At 65.5% G+C, this 12918-nt stretch carries 9 protein-coding genes; 4 read left to right on the plus strand and 5 right to left on the minus strand.

Annotation, left to right across the window (positions count from 1 at the left end):
• Position 1: 1 nt before the first annotated feature.
• Positions 2-2158 (plus strand): xanthine dehydrogenase family protein molybdopterin-binding subunit, encoded by a 2157-nt coding sequence (locus tag G6P88_RS08120; protein WP_165322697.1) that lies wholly within the window; start codon positions 2-4, stop codon positions 2156-2158.
• Positions 2155-2775, plus strand: coding sequence for an Isoquinoline 1-oxidoreductase subunit (locus tag G6P88_RS08125; RefSeq protein ID WP_165322698.1), 621 nt, complete (start codon positions 2155-2157; stop codon positions 2773-2775). The genes G6P88_RS08120 and G6P88_RS08125 overlap by 4 nt, the downstream gene beginning before the upstream one ends.
• Positions 2776-2802: 27 nt before the next feature.
• On the opposite strand, the gene G6P88_RS08130 is transcribed toward G6P88_RS08125, so the two are convergent.
• The 3 genes from G6P88_RS08130 to G6P88_RS08140 are packed head-to-tail and all read right to left on the minus strand — an operon-like array spanning position 2803 to position 5201.
• The gene (locus G6P88_RS08130) at positions 2803-3894 is read right to left on the minus strand and encodes a 2OG-Fe(II) oxygenase (RefSeq protein WP_165322699.1); all 1092 of its coding nucleotides are present in this window, start codon (positions 3892-3894) and stop codon (positions 2803-2805) included.
• A gap of 19 nt (positions 3895-3913) precedes the next feature.
• The gene (locus G6P88_RS08135; RefSeq protein WP_165322700.1) at positions 3914-4684 is read right to left on the minus strand and encodes an anti-sigma factor family protein; all 771 of its coding nucleotides are present in this window, start codon (positions 4682-4684) and stop codon (positions 3914-3916) included.
• Positions 4671-5201 carry a sigma-70 family RNA polymerase sigma factor gene (locus G6P88_RS08140; protein WP_165322701.1) on the minus strand — a complete coding sequence of 177 codons (531 nt, stop codon included), beginning with the start codon at positions 5199-5201 and terminating at the stop codon, positions 4671-4673. Before G6P88_RS08140 ends, G6P88_RS08135 begins: the two co-directional genes overlap by 14 nt.
• A gap of 111 nt (positions 5202-5312) precedes the next feature.
• On the opposite strand from G6P88_RS08140, the gene purL reads away from it, so the two are divergent.
• Complete coding sequence (gene purL, locus G6P88_RS08145) at positions 5313-7475, plus strand: phosphoribosylformylglycinamidine synthase subunit PurL (protein WP_165322702.1); 2163 nt, start codon at positions 5313-5315, stop codon at positions 7473-7475.
• 217 nt (positions 7476-7692) lie between these two features.
• Here purL and G6P88_RS08150 read toward each other — a convergent pair whose 3' ends face one another.
• Positions 7693-10374 (minus strand): EAL domain-containing protein, encoded by a 2682-nt coding sequence (locus G6P88_RS08150; RefSeq protein WP_165322703.1) that lies wholly within the window; start codon positions 10372-10374, stop codon positions 7693-7695.
• Between the two features lie 66 nt (positions 10375-10440).
• Entirely contained in the window at positions 10441-11232 is a 792-nt protein-coding gene (locus G6P88_RS08155; protein ID WP_165322704.1) for a metallophosphoesterase, read from the minus strand.
• Between G6P88_RS08155 and G6P88_RS08160 the strand changes: the two genes are divergently transcribed.
• Positions 11231-12883 carry an SAM-dependent methyltransferase gene (locus tag G6P88_RS08160; RefSeq protein WP_226946777.1) on the plus strand — a complete coding sequence of 551 codons (1653 nt, stop codon included), beginning with the start codon at positions 11231-11233 and terminating at the stop codon, positions 12881-12883. The genes G6P88_RS08155 and G6P88_RS08160 overlap by 2 nt on opposite strands.
• Positions 12884-12918 lie beyond the last annotated feature (35 nt).

Below are 12918 nucleotides of genomic sequence, written 5' to 3' on the forward strand. Positions count from 1 at the left end.
CATGGGCGCACATGACATGACGCTGTCGCGTCGCGACGCACTCAAGGCCGCCGGCGCGCTCGTCGTCGGCGTCTGCCTGCCGGTCGGCGGCCTCAAGGCGCAGGCGGCCAAAGGTCCGCCGCCGATTACGCCAAACGCCTTCATCCGCATCGGCGCGGATGACGTCGTGACGATCCTGTCGAAGCATATCGAATTCGGTCAGGGGCCCTATACGGGCCTCGCCACGATCGCGGCAGACGAACTCGACGCCGACTGGTCGAAGGTCCGCGTGCAGAGCGCGCCGGCCGATGCGAAAATCTATGCGAACCTCATGCTCGGGGCACAGCTGACCGGCGGTTCGTCGGCGATCGCCAACAGCTTCGACCAGATGCGGCAGGCAGGCGCAATGGCCCGCGCCATGCTGGTGCAGGCTGCCGCCACCGCATGGAAGGTTCCCGTCTCGGAGATCGCCGTCTCCAAGGGCGTCATTTCCCACGGCAAGAGCAAGCGCTCCGCCGGCTTCGGCACTTTCGCCGAAGCGGCCTCGAAGCTGCCGATGCCCAAGCAGGTCGCCTATAAGGACCCGGCCGCCTACACGCTGATCGGCAAGGACCGCCCCGGCGTTCGTGTCGACAGCGCCGACAAGGCCACCGGCCGCGCGAAGTTCACGATCGACATGACCGCACCCGGCATGCTGACCGTGCTCGTGGCGCGCAGCCCGCGCTTCGGGGGTACGGTCCGCAGCTTCGACGCGGCCGATGCTCTGAAGGTCAAGGGCGTGGTCGCGGTAAAGCAGATCTCCACCGGCGTCGCCGTCTATGCCAGGGGCATGTGGCCCGCGATCAAGGGCCGCAAGGCGCTGCGGATCGAATGGGACGACAGCAAGGCCGAGACCCGCGGCAGCGAGGAGATGATCGCCGCCTATCTCGAGCAGACGCGCCAGCCCGGCACGGTCCACGGTCAAAAGGGCGACGCGGCCAAGGCGCTCGCCGCTGGCGGTGAGGTGATCGAGGCGGAATATGTCTTCCCCTATCTCGCCCATGCGCCAATGGAACCGCTCGACGGCTTCATGGTCTTCGACGGCACGACTGCCAAAGCGCGCTTCGGATCGCAGGGGCAGACGATCGACCAGGGCGCCATCGCCCAGGTGCTCGGCATCCCCATGGACAAGGTCGAGATCGAGACGCTTCTGGCTGGCGGCAGCTTCGGCCGCCGCGCCACGCCGAGCGGCCATCTCGCGGCAGAACTTGCCGAGGTCGCCAAGGCGATGCCCGTCGGTACCCCGGTCAAGCTGGTCTGGACGCGCGAGGACGACATCCATGGCGGCTATTACCGCCCGCTGTTCGTCCACCGCCTGAAAGGCGCCATCAAGGACGGCAAGATCACCGCCTGGTCGAACACGATGATGGGCCAGTCCTTCATGATCGGCTCCTCCTTCGAGGCCTTCGCCGTCCGCAACGGCGTCGATGCGATCATGAGCGAGGGGTCGAGCAAGCTGCTCTACGACATCGCCGATTTCCGCTGCGACGCCCATGTCGCAAAGTCGCCGGTCAGCACCCTCTGGTGGCGCTCGGTCGGCCACACCCACACTGGCTATGCGGTGGAGTGTTTCGTCGACCAGTTGCTGGTCGCCGCCGGCCAGGACCCCGTCGAAGGCCGCCTTGCCATGATGGCCGGCAACCCGCGCGCCGCCGGTGCGTTGAAGGCCGTGGCCAAGCTCGCGGACTGGAAGGGCCCGCGAGCCGCCAATGGTCGGGCAAGGGGTGTCGCCGTCGTGGAAAGCTTCAGCAGCTATGTGGCGCAGATCGCCGAAGTGTCGATGGGCGAGAATGGCGAGCCCAAGGTCCATAAGGTGTGGGCGGCAGTCGACTGCGGCGTAGCGGTCAACCCCGACATCATCCGGGCTCAGCTGGAAGGCGGCATCGGCTTCGCCCTCGGCCACGCCCTCTATGCGGAAGTGCCGCTGGAGGCGGGTCGGCCTACCGTGTCGAACTTCAACGACTATCGGTCGCTGAGGATCAACGAGATGCCCGAGATCGAGGTGGTCATCGTCCCGTCCAAGGAAGCACCGACCGGCATCGGCGAGCCCGGCGTGCCCCCGCTGGCGCCGGCCGTCGCGAATGCAATGGCCGCCTTGGGCCACAAGCGCCCCGCCCGCCTGCCGATGGTGCGCGCATGATCGCGCGCGTCGCCGGCCTGTCGGCGCTCCTTGCCCTCGCCGTCGCCGGTGCGGGCATCGCCGCCGACAAGGAGCCGGCTGCGCCGCCCATGGCGAAGACGCTCCGACCGGTATCCGACTTCGCCGGGATAAAGGATAGCAAGAAGCGGTCGCTGGCCCTCTTCGCCGAGGTCGGCAAGGTCATCCAGCATCCGCGCTGTCTGAACTGCCACCCGGTCGGCGAGCGTCCGACCCAGACCGACGCCATGCGTCCGCATATGCCGCTGGTCGTGCGAGGCGATGGCGGGATCGGCGCGACGGGCATGCGCTGCACCACCTGCCACCACGAGAAAAATTACGAGCCGGCCGGCGTGCCCGGCAATCCGAAATGGATGCTCGCGCCTCCCGAAATGGCGTGGGTCGGCAAGTCGCTCGGTCAGATCTGCGAGCAGATCAAGGATCCGAACCGCAACGGCGGCAAGGACATGGCGCAGCTCGTCCACCATATGGCCGAGGACGAACTGGTGGGCTGGGGCTGGAATCCGGGTGGGAAGCGAACCCCGGCGCCGGGCACGCAGGCGCAGTTCGGCGCCCTGTTCAAGGCCTGGGCGGATTCGGGGGCGCAGTGCCCCAAATGATCGGATAAGGGTGGCTTAACGCCTCCCCTATCCTGATTTCCGCACGCGATATTTGGCCAGATCGCTGCCGACCTGCCCTGAGCGGGCCATAGCTTCCCGCTCGCGCGCAGCGGCCTCGTCATAGAAGAAGGGCAGGAAGGCATAACGCCGCCCTTTGGTGACGGGCTGTGCCTCGTGCAGCAGCGAGCAGGAAAAGACGAGGGCCGCACCGGTCGGCGCCCGATAGGCGCGCGTACCGAATTCGGGGAAGAGCAGATTGCCCCCTTCATACTCCTCCGCGTTGAGGTTGATCGTGCAGGCGAAGCGGCGATGGGCGGTGCCGGCCGTGGTGTTGTCGCGATGGGCGCGAAAGAAGCCCGCCGACTGCCCATCATAGCAGGCGACCATATAGCGTTCGACGCGCGTAACCTCGAACTGGAGCGCGCGCTTCACCATCGGAATCAGGAAGCGGGTCAGCCGGAGCTGGATCTGCTCTCGCAGTGCGGGATCCTCGATATGATGATCGCGCCGGCGTTTGATCTTTTCGTCGAACACGCCGACCGTCTTCCCGTCGACGGTGCGCATGAAGCCCGAGGGTTCGCCGCCGGATTTTTCATAGGCATCGATCAGACGGCGACAGATGGCGCGGTCGAACACGTCCGGAAGGATCAGGACCGGCGCGGGTATCTCGGCACGCGGCCGGCCGACCACCTGGGCCAGCCGGTCGAGAAGCGCGCCGCCCTGGGCTACGTCAGAACGCCCCATGATCCGCATCAGCGGGTCCATCGCCATCCATATGGGACGATCTTCGTCGACGGCGTCTATCGCGCCATATTGGCGGGAGATCGAACCATCGAAGTCGGTGAACCAGCGGATACCCGGCAGGCTGATCGCCGCCCGGCCCGCTTCCACGTCGGCAGGGTCGCGGGTGATCCCGAAGAAGCACAGCCGCCGATCATCGAGTATCGAGCGCCGCGCATGCAGATCGGCGAGCGCCTGGCGCGCCAGAGGCGAATCGGCACTCTTCACGAACAGCATCACGACGTGCATCCCGCCCAGCGACGAGAATTGAAACTCCTTGCCCCCCCCCGGCACGGGCGCCTGGAACCACGGCGCGAACTCGCCGGGAAAAATCTTCATGGTCGTCCTTCTCCGACGATCAGGCTTCGGTCTGGTTCTCGACCGCCAGGTCTTCGGCGATCGTGTCGAGTGCTTCGGGGGCTTCGCCTCCGGTGACGGCGTAAGACATGTCCCCCTCGCGCCAATAGGCAACCGATGTGCCCTCATGGCGTACGGCTTCCGGCTCCGCCGGCGCATCGCTTGGCGCGCGAACGGCGAAGATCGACAGGGTGCCTTCGGTCGGCGTCTTCACCATGATCTGCAACGCAGGTCCCTTCTGCGTCGGGAATATCTGCGCATCCGTAACCACCCATTGCGCCGGCAACCGTGGCACGGAGATATTGGTGCTCCTGCGAATTTCCGCGATGTCGATACGCGGCGATTCGATCTGCGAGACCATGCGCCCCCGCAGCAGCGCGGTGCGATAGGCCTCGACCGCATCGCCGACATAGTCGGGTGGGCTGGCGACGACATAGCGTGCCGGAAGGAAGACGACCGCGACCAGCGCGGCGGCCATGGCGAGCCCCGACAAGCCACGCGGCGCAAACCATTGGCGGAAGCCCCGCATGGGCCGCTCGTTCAGCCGGTCCGCGAGCAGAGCTGCCGTGCGACGCATGGCGGGCGGGGCCTCCTCAGCCTGCGCGGCGATCAGACGCAGCGACGAGCGCAGCCGGAGATCTTCGAAGAAGCGCCCCGCCGCCTCCGCATTGCGCGCAAGATGGGTTTCGACGGCCAGCCGTCGGTCCAGATCGAGTTCGCCATCCTGATAGGCCTCGATCTCGTCGTCGGTAACGGGTTCAGGCTCCTGCATCCCTGCCTCCTACGATGTGCAACCGGGCATTGCCGGCGTGATGCGGCTCGCGCAGCGCGGCGCGCGCGCGGTGAAGCCGCGACATGACGGTGCCGACGGGGACGTCCAGCGTCTCGGCCGCCTCCTGATAACTGACGCCCTGCACGATGATCAGGCTGGCCACCGCCCGCTGCTCATCCGGCAGAGCGTCGAAGCGGGCGGCAACCTCGGCGAGCCACACCGCCTGTTCCTGCCCGCCCTGGATAACGGCGCCGGGGTCGAGAGCGGCCACACGGGCGTTTCGGCGTTGTTCGCTCGCTTCGCGCCGCTTCTGGTCGATGAAAAGATTGTGGACGATCGACAGCAACCAGGATCGCAACGAGTTACCGGGCCGAAAGGTCGCGGCGCGCTCATAGGCCCGCAGCAGCGCTTCCTGCACCAGATCGTCGGCCGCCACCGGATCGCGCGTCAGCGCCCGGGCATAGCTGCGCAGACGGGGCAGGCTTTGTTCGATCTCGGTGGCGGTCCAGGGAGTCATGACGGGGTTACGCCTTCCGTCGGGCATTTATTCCACGACGTCGACAAGGATCGTTCCTCGACGCCTTCGACGGGTCTAGGCGCAGGCCGATTCAAACGCTATCGGCGGCGCATGACCGAGATCACGCCCGCCATCGTCGCCGAGCACGGCCTGTCCCCCGAAGAATATGAGCGCATCCTGCATGCGATGGGTCGGGCGCCGAACCTGACCGAGCTCGGAATCTTCTCGGTGATGTGGTCCGAGCATTGCAGCTACAAGTCGAGCCGCATCCATCTGAAGAAGCTGCCGACCACCGGTCCGCAGGTCATCTGCGGCCCCGGAGAAAATGCCGGCGTGGTCGACATCGGCGACGGCCAGGCTGCTATCTTCAAGATGGAGAGCCACAACCATCCCAGCTATATCGAGCCCTATCAGGGCGCGGCCACGGGCGTGGGCGGCATCCTGCGCGACGTGTTCACCATGGGCGCGCGGCCCGTCGCCAACCTGAATGCGCTGCGCTTCGGCCGGCCCGACCATCCCAAGATGCGCCACCTGATCTCGGGCGTGGTCCACGGGATCGGCGGCTATGGCAATTGCGTCGGCGTCCCCACCGTCGGCGGCGAAGTCAACTTCCACCCGGCCTATGACGGCAATATCCTCGTCAACGCGATGACGGTCGGCGTCGCCGATACCGACAAGATCTTCTATTCGGCCGCGTCCGGCGTCGGCAATCCGATCGTCTATGTCGGCTCGAAGACCGGCCGCGACGGCATCCACGGCGCGACCATGGCGTCGGCCGACTTCACCGAGTATTCCGAAGAGAAGCGTCCCACCGTCCAGGTCGGCGACCCCTTTACCGAAAAGCTGCTGATCGAGGCCTGCCTCGAACTCATGGCGTCGGATGCGATCGTCGCGATCCAGGATATGGGCGCGGCCGGCCTGACCTCTTCGTCGGTCGAAATGGCGTCCAAGGGCGGTGTCGGCATCGAACTCGACATGAACGCCGTTCCCTGTCGCGAAACCGGCATGACGCCCTATGAGATGATGCTGTCCGAGTCGCAGGAGCGGATGCTGATGGTGCTGAAGCCCGGCCGCGAGGCCGAGGCCGAGGCGATCTTCCGTAAATGGGAGCTCGACTTCGCGGTCATCGGCCGCGTCACCGAGACGGGCCGCATGGTCCTGCGCTTCGATGGCGAAATTGTCTGCGACATCCCGCTCGGCCCGCTGGCGGACGAGGCTCCGCTATACGACCGTCCCTGGGTCCCGACCCCGACGCGCGCTGCGCTTGGCCCCGTCGCCGCCAAGGGCAGTGTACCCGAGAATCTCATGACGCTGATGGCGTCGCCCGATCTCGCCAGCCGCCGCTGGATCTGGGAGCAATATGACCACATGGTCGGCGCCGATACCGTTCAGCGTCCCGGCGGCGATGCCGCCGTCGTCCGCGTCCACGGGTCGCGCAAGGGCATCGCGATCAGCACCGATTGCACGCCGCGCTACGTGTTCGCCGACCCGGTCCAGGGCGGGGCGCAGGCGATCGCCGAATGCTGGCGCAACATCACGGCGGTCGGCGCCAAGCCGCTCGCCACAACCGACTGCATGAACTTCGGCAACCCGCAGCGTCCCGAGATCATGGGCCAGTTCGTGGGTGCGATCGAGGGCATGGCAAAGGCATGCAGCGCGCTCGACTTCCCCATCGTGTCGGGCAATGTCAGCCTCTACAACGAGACCAAGAACGAGGATGGCAGCGGGAGCGCGATCCTGCCGACCCCCGCGATCGGCGGCATCGGCCTGCTGGCGGACATCGACAAGATGGCGACGATCGCCTTCAAGTCCGCAGACGAGCATATCGTTCTGATCGGCGAAGAAGGTAGCCATCTCGGTCAGTCGCTGTGGCTACGCTACATCGCCGGTCGTGAGGAAGGCCCACCCCCGCCGGTCGATCTGCAACTCGAAAAGCGGAATGGCGACTTCGTCCGCGAATTGATCGCCGACGGCAAGGTCAGCGCGGTCCATGACATCGCGGACGGCGGGTTGCTCGTCGCGATTGCCGAAATGGCGCTTGCGGGAGGCATCGGCGCGAAGCTGGACGAACTCGATCATGTTCGGGCATTCGGCGAGGATCAGGCGCGCTATGTGGTGACCACCGCCAATTCGGATGCGTTGCTTGCAGCCGCACTGACCGCTGGCGTGACGGCACGCCGGATCGGCGTTACCGGCGGCGAGACGCTCGTCGGCATCAATCTCGCCGACCTGCGCACCGCGCATGAGGGTTTCTTTCCCCAGCTGATGAACTGACCCGAGTTCTGCTCGCCGTTGCGAAACGGGCAAGCCGCTCGGAGAAAAAGAGGGAATGGGCGGGGCCAGGAGAGGCGAGCCCCGCCCATTCGCATGTCCCGAGGAGGGAGCTTTCGGGGCATGTGCGCCGGTGGCCAAGGGCATAACCTGCGACACGCACATATTTATTGCGAATTATTCTCAATATCAAGAGAAAACTGAGATGGAGGCTTCGGGATCAGCCCGCAGCCCGCATCGGGCGTTGTGGGTTGAACTGATCGAGTTCGATCGGCTCGTCGAATGCGACGCCGAAGCGCTCCTCGTCCGCCCAGCGCACAACCGCGGCGATCCGGCGGCCCTCGCCGAAATCGAGCGTGACTTGGTCGCCCGGGCGAAAGGCCGTTGCACTTTCGATCATCGCGCCTGAACGCGACAGGTTTCGCACCCTGCCCTGGGCTGGCCCGCCAGCGCTGAGCACGGTTGCCGACCGCAGCACCGCGACGCGCGGGTCGCGGGTCACCAGCAGACCCGGCATTGCAAGCTTGCCGGAGCCCGCGACGCGCGCCCGCGCCTCGTCCGAAAGCATCGGCCGACCGAAGATATAGCCCTGAATGTGGCTGCAGCCGAGCGACCGGATCAATGCAAGCTCGTCCGGGGTCTCGGCGCCCTCGGCGGTGGTCTCCATTTCCAGACTGTCGGCCAGCGCGACGATCGCGCGGATGATGGCGGCGTTGCGGTTGCCCGGCACGGCCGCCCCGCGCACGAAGCTCTGATCGATCTTGATCTTGTTGAACGGCGCCTTCTTCAGATAGCCAAGCGAGGAGTAGCCGGTCCCGAAATCGTCGAGCGCGAACCGCACGCCGATCGCCTTGAGGCGTGCGAACATCGCATCGGTGGCGGCATCGTCGTTCAGGAAAACGCCTTCGGTGATTTCGAGCTCCAGCCGATGCGGCGGCAGTTGCGACGCTGCCAGCGCCGACATGACGATGCCGGGCAGCGAAGGATTGGCAAACTGGATCGGCGAGATGTTGACTGCGATGCGAACCGGGTCCGGCCAATTCGCGGCTTCCATGCAGGCGGTACGCAGCACCCATTCCCCGATCTGGGGGATCAGGCCGATCTCTTCCGCCACGGGAATGAACTCGGACGGCGATATGGGCCCGCGCGTGGGGTGGTTCCAGCGCACCAGCGCCTCGAAGCAGACGATAGCCTCACTGTCGGCATTGACCACGGGCTGGTAGACGAGATGGAGCCCGCTCTCGTTCATCACCTTGCGAAGGTCCATCTCCAGCAGACGCCGGTCCTTGGCGCTTGCGTGCATCTCCGGCTCGTAGAAGCGATGGACGCCTTTGCCGTCGGCTTTGGCGGCGTACAGCGCGAGATCGGCGTTCCGAACGAGCGCGTCCGCGGTCGCCCCGTCCTCGGGCGCGATCGCGATGCCGACCGATGCGCCGATGGTGACGTGCGAACCCTCGATCAGATAGGGCTTCGAAACCTCCTGAATGATCGCAGAAGCGAGGGTGGCCAACCGGTTCTTCTCGACGATGCCGGGCAGGACGACATTGAACTCGTCGCCACCGAGCCTGCCCACCTGCCCGTCATTATGGACGATCCGCTGCAGCCGTTCCGCCACCTGCCGTAACAGCCCGTCGCCAACCGGATGGCCGAGTGTGTCGTTGACCATTTTGAAGCGATCGAGATCGAGCATGAACAGCGCCGCACGCTTCGGCCGACCAGCGATGTCGCGCATCGATTCGTCGAGCGTGCGCCGCATGAGGATCCGGTTGGGCAGGCCCGTCAGCGAATCATAGCTTGCGAGGCGCTTCACCTCGGCCTCGGAGCGGCGCATCTCGGTCAGGTCGGTGCCGCTGCCGCGGAAACCGAGGAAGGTGCCGAACTCATCGAACGCCGGCCGCCCCGAAAGCGACCACCAGCGGACGTCATGCCCACTCGCCGCACGGACCGCGATCTCGGCAAAGGCCAGGCGGGTCGAGAGGTGGAAACCGAGCGTGCGCTCCCCGTCGCCCGTCCCGCCACGCCCCTCGCCCGTCTCGTGCAGGACGAGCCCGGTCATGGGGGTTCCCAGCAGCTGTTCGACGGGAACGCCCAGCGCTACGGCGATCTGGGGAGAGATATAGCTGATCAGGCCGCGGTCGTCGGTTTCCCAGAACCAGCCGCGACCGCTTTCCTCGAATTCGCTGAGCAGAAGCGAGGCTTTCAACGCTGCGGCCGCATTGACCAGCCAGCGGCGCGAAGCGAGATAGCTGCGCTGCGAGATTCCGCCCAGCGCAATGGTCGCCACAGCCAGCAGCGGGAGCAGCATCGCGAGCACCGCGAATTGCCCGAACAGCCCGACGCTGGCGATCGAGAGGGTGAGCCAGAGCGCGAGCGCCGCCGTGGGGACGGGGGCGAAGATCAGCGTCGTGATGATCAGCAGCGCCCCATGGGCGACGATCGCGACGGGCCAGTTGGGGTTGCCGGCATCACCCATCACGCCAAGCATCCACGCCGACCAGCCCAGGCCCTGAAGCAGTCCGAACAGGGAAACGAATCCGTGCATCCGTACGGGCGAGCCAACCGCGCCGTGCGCCGTGTGAGTCGAGCCCGTGCGGCTGCGACGGCCGAAAGCGACGAGCGCGGCACCGGCTGGCAACACCAGCAGGAGTGGAAGGAGGAGAGCCCAGAAGGCTCCGCTGCCAAGTTCCGGTCGCCGCACGAAAGCGAGGCCCGCCGCGACCACGACATTGGCGAGCAGCAGCACCGGCAGCGCGTCGATCGTCATCCGGACGCGGTTCGCGATCGACTGCTGATCGTGCGAATCACCGCTGGGGAACAGGCCCTGAAGGAAAAGGCCGTGCCGGGGCTCGGCCTCGCTCCTCGTCTCCATGGCCATGACAGACCTACCACGTACCCGCCGCATGCGGCGCATCTCCTCGACCCGCGGGCCGCCACGGCATGCGCGCGCGAGCCCGATTTCGAGTCGGGCTTAGCCCAAGCTGCTTAATTTCGTTTGAACCTCACCGTCGATCACGCTGGCCTGGATCAGCCAGCGACGCTCCCCTTCGAGGCCAAGCGCGGTGAGCGTGCCGCTACGATAGGCGCCGGTGTCTATGCCCATGCGGTTTGCCTGAAGGTCCGGCTCGGTCGAGATCGAATGGCCATGGACGATGAAGGCCCCATGATCACCCTTGCTGGTCAGGAATTCCTGGCGGATCCATCGCATGTCCGAAGGATTCTGGTCCTCCAGCGCGACGCCCGGGCGGATGCCGGCATGGACCAGCACATAGTCGCCGAAGCGAATCGCGTCGGGCAGGCTGTCGAGAAACTGGCGATGCCGCTCGGGTATATAGTGGCGAAGCGTTTCTGCCGGGGGCAGTTCCTCTCCCAACAGGGCAACCGGCATGCCGTAGCTCGCAAGCGTCTCGTAGCCGCCGAATTTGAGCCAGAGATTCGTGGCCCTATCCTCATGCGGGTCGAGCGCGCGCAGCATCGCTTCCTCATGATTGCCCATGAGAATGTGGAAGGTGGCGAAGCTCGGCAGGCCGCTGATCGCATATTCGACCGTTTCCGCCGAATAAGGCCCGCGATCGACGAGATCGCCGAGCAGCACCACATGGGCGTCGGCATCGGCGCGCGCGGCGCTGTCGTCGCGGATATGTGCGAGCAGCGGCAACAAGAGGTCGAGACGTCCATGGACGTCGCCGACAGCATAGACGCGCTGTCCGGCGGGAATCTGCGGGCGTGGCGGCTCGGCACGCCGCGCCGTCAGCGTATTCATGCGCTGGCGCCAGCCCCGATCACCACCCTGCTGTTCTTCCATATCGTTCAAAATTCAGCCTCCGAAGCGCGCAGATATGGGCGGGGCCACGGAATTTGGCAATGGAAGGCACCGATGCCGCAAAGCTGCGTTGTGGCTTTCCATCCTCCTCTCTTCAAAGGATGCGCAATCGCCGTTCACATCTATCAGGTTGAATAGCGTCCTGCGTATCGGCATAGAGCCCCCCTCAACCATGACGATAAACGCACCCATTCCAGCTCGCCTCGCCTCCCAGCACGACAAATCGAAGGTCCATGCCTTGATCGTTCGGGCGATCAGGTGGTGGCGCGATCGGCGCAGCGGAAGCCGGCGCGACGAACCGGCCGTGATTCTTCAGCCATTCTCGTTCTGGCCTGGTCAAGCCAGCGCATTGTCGGGAGAGGGCGGAAGCCAGCCGAGCATCGTACCCGGCTATGCCTTCCATACGGACTATGTGCCGTCGACAGGCGGGCGATTGAGCTTCACGGTTCGGCTCCACGGCCTGACGGGCACGCGGGGCACGCTCATGATCAACGTCAACGGCCTCGGCGCTACCGCCGAGCCCATCGCGCCAAAGACGATGTCGGTTTCGATCGACAAGTTGGTTTCCGCTGGCGGCGAGGTCGAGATATCCAAGCTCGGCTTATACGGCCATAGCTACGCTCTGATGGGCACGCTCACCGACGACTCGGACGCACGGGCCGAGCGGATCGAGATCAGCCTGACCGGCGGCGATAGTTCCGACGCCCTGCGCACCCGCTTCGAGGCAGCCAGGCGCGAGTTCCTTGCCGAGCCCGGGCGCGGCCCACTTCGCAAGCTGGTGGTCCGACAGCGTGCAACGCTGGAAAGCCCGATCTCGCAGATGTGCACGGCGGCGCAGATGGCGGAGCCCATATACGCACAATGGTGCGAGCGTATGGGAAATGTTCCCACGCGCCACCGCAAGCAGTGGGAATTCGTGTTCATCCTGCGCGCCCTCGAATATTATGGCGCGCTGCGCGCAGGAGCGAAAGGCCTGGGCTTCGGCGTAGGAATCGAGCCGCTCTCGTCAATATTCGCAGCGGCGGGATGCCAGGTGGTCGCGACCGATCTTGCCGCCGATGACGACCGCGCTCGTGCCTGGAGCGACACCGACCAACTCGGCGCAAATCTGCGGCAGATCCACAATCCGCAGCTGTGTGACGAACAGACTTTCTTCGACCTGGTAACCTACCGCGCAGTCGACATGAACGCGATTCCGGCGGATCTGGTCGACTTCGATTTTACCTGGTCGTCCTGCGCCTATGAGCATCTCGGCTCGATCGAGGCGGGGCTCGCCTTTTTCGAAAACTCCATCAAATGCCTGAAGCCCGGCGGGCTGGCGGTCCATACGACCGAGCTCAACCTCAGCTCGAACGATGCTACGCTGGACAAGGGCGGAACCGTGATCTTCCGCCGCCGCGACTTCGAGGAACTGGCCACACGGCTCACGGCGGCAGGACATGAGGTGATCCCCATCACCTTCGACAGTGGCGACGACGAACTGGATCGGGTGATCGACCTTCCCCCTTATGCGAGCGATCCTCATCTGAAGCTGCAGCTGATGCGCTGGGTCGCGACCTCCTTCGGCATGATCGTCCGAAAAAAATCCTGACGGACCAAGGCATTCGCCAAATGGCTTCGTCAAAC

The sequence above is a fragment of the Rhizorhabdus phycosphaerae genome, assembly GCF_011044255.1.
In the GTDB taxonomy this organism is placed as follows: domain Bacteria; phylum Pseudomonadota; class Alphaproteobacteria; order Sphingomonadales; family Sphingomonadaceae; genus Rhizorhabdus; species Rhizorhabdus phycosphaerae.

Bases quoted from the DNA above. Each gene is read 5' to 3' on its own strand.
- G6P88_RS08130 (WP_165322699.1), bottom strand. From the start codon at position 3,894: ATGAAGATTTTTCCCGGCGAGTTCGCGCCGTGGTTCCAGGCGCCCGTG.
- purL (WP_165322702.1), top strand. From the start codon at position 5,313: ATGACCGAGATCACGCCCGCCATCGTCGCCGAGCACGGCCTGTCCCCC.
- G6P88_RS08140 (WP_165322701.1), bottom strand. From the start codon at position 5,201: ATGACTCCCTGGACCGCCACCGAGATCGAACAAAGCCTGCCCCGTCTG.
- G6P88_RS08135 (WP_165322700.1), bottom strand. From the start codon at position 4,684: ATGCAGGAGCCTGAACCCGTTACCGACGACGAGATCGAGGCCTATCAG.
- G6P88_RS08150 (WP_165322703.1), bottom strand. From the start codon at position 10,374: ATGCGGCGGGTACGTGGTAGGTCTGTCATGGCCATGGAGACGAGGAGC.
- G6P88_RS08120 (WP_165322697.1), top strand. From the start codon at position 2: ATGGGCGCACATGACATGACGCTGTCGCGTCGCGACGCACTCAAGGCC.
- G6P88_RS08155 (WP_165322704.1), bottom strand. From the start codon at position 11,232: ATGAATACGCTGACGGCGCGGCGTGCCGAGCCGCCACGCCCGCAGATT.
- G6P88_RS08160 (WP_226946777.1), top strand. From the start codon at position 11,231: ATGCGCTGGCGCCAGCCCCGATCACCACCCTGCTGTTCTTCCATATCG.
- G6P88_RS08125 (WP_165322698.1), top strand. From the start codon at position 2,155: ATGATCGCGCGCGTCGCCGGCCTGTCGGCGCTCCTTGCCCTCGCCGTC.